Annotated in this window: 2 protein-coding genes; both read right to left on the bottom strand. The window is 40.7% G+C overall.

What is annotated here, in order from left to right:
* Window positions 1–31: 31 nt before the first annotated feature.
* Complete coding sequence (locus tag F6K49_RS50535; protein ID WP_075905277.1) at window positions 32–838, bottom strand: DUF4114 domain-containing protein; 807 nt, start codon at window positions 836–838, stop codon at window positions 32–34.
* Window positions 828–1,106, bottom strand: coding sequence for a hypothetical protein (locus F6K49_RS50530; protein ID WP_293085923.1), 279 nt, complete (start codon window positions 1,104–1,106; stop codon window positions 828–830). Before F6K49_RS50530 ends, F6K49_RS50535 begins: the two co-directional genes overlap by 11 nt.
* Between the last annotated feature and the right edge of the window lie 124 nt (window positions 1,107–1,230).

Genomic DNA, 1,230 nt, shown 5'->3' with positions numbered 1-1,230 from the left:
CTATCTGTAGCCTTATTGTGCCTCAGTTTTATTAGTAGGATTTTTTACCTTGGCGCTTCTGTACTGACGTTAATCCCATAACTCCGAAGGCAAACAGCGTACCCAGGAGAGTTCCTGGTTCTGGTGTCGATACACTGTTTGATGGTAGGTTCGGTGTGTGTGTGAGTCCCCTGACAACCATGACATTATCGTTATAGTCTTGGTCTCCTCCGCCCCAAATGTCTTCAAATCCTAGCATTACAAACTTTTCCCCTCCAAATTCAAGTTCATAACCCAAGAGATGGTTGAATCCGTCGGGGTTTTGTTGGGTATCGAAACCAAAGAAGTTGCGACCACCATTGTGTCCATTGGACTTTATGAAGAATTCAATAAAGGTGTTACCGGCAAAATTCCCCAGATTTACACCTTGACCAAGTGCCAAAGAACCATCTTCCTCAGGAAGAATGCTCAAGGGAGAGGAAACATCATTAAACACCATTTCTTTAGTGTTACCACCATCCACAGAATAGAATAGTTGATTTCTGTAAGTTGCTCCTTCGTTGATAAAAAATAATTCCACATCGTTGGCACCACTTTCCCAGCGCAGATTATTTAAATCGACTTCAGGTAAATCATCTTGATTTATCATTAACCTTTCATAATTTACAAAATCGTTAAAGAATTGCCACTGATCATAGGTTAGTTTTGGTTCGTCATTCCCTGAATTGCTATACTGTTGATTGTATTCTTGCTCAGATACATCAGATCCATTTGTGGTTGCAGATGCTTGATTGGCAGAACACAAAACTCCTAAAACAGTACCGGTCGCCATTAATGCAGAAAGCAGTTTATATTTCATTGAGTGACTTACCTGATTCACACTTATTGGTTCTAGAGATTAGGGAGTAGAGAGCAGTTTTGTCTGTGAATTCCCTGTTATTTATAAGTCTCTCTGTCCGATGTATGCGATCGCGTTTATAAAGCTTTGATGTCAGGTTTAACTTTTGTATAAATTCTTGATCAAATAGTGTGAGGTGAGTGAAATATACCAAAGGGAACAGGGAACAGGGAACAGGGAACAGGGAGTAGGGAGTATGGAACAGGGAACAAAAATTATCACAATTCATTTAAGATTGGTATAGCTTTCTCAAAACTCCTGAGGTAATAATTGAGCTATCAGCCATCAGCCATCAGCCATCAGCTATCAGCCATCAGCCATCAGCCATCAGCCATCAGCCATCAGCACTCAGC

This window comes from Moorena sp. SIO3I6, assembly GCF_010672095.1.
This window is presented reverse-complemented; position numbering and strand designations above follow the sequence as displayed.

Excerpts from the sequence above, each read along its gene's own strand:
- F6K49_RS50535 (WP_075905277.1), bottom strand. The coding sequence starts at position 838 with ATGAAATATAAACTGCTTTCTGCATTAATGGCGACCGGTACTGTTTTA.
- F6K49_RS50530 (WP_293085923.1), bottom strand. The coding sequence starts at position 1,106 with ATGAATTGTGATAATTTTTGTTCCCTGTTCCATACTCCCTACTCCCTG.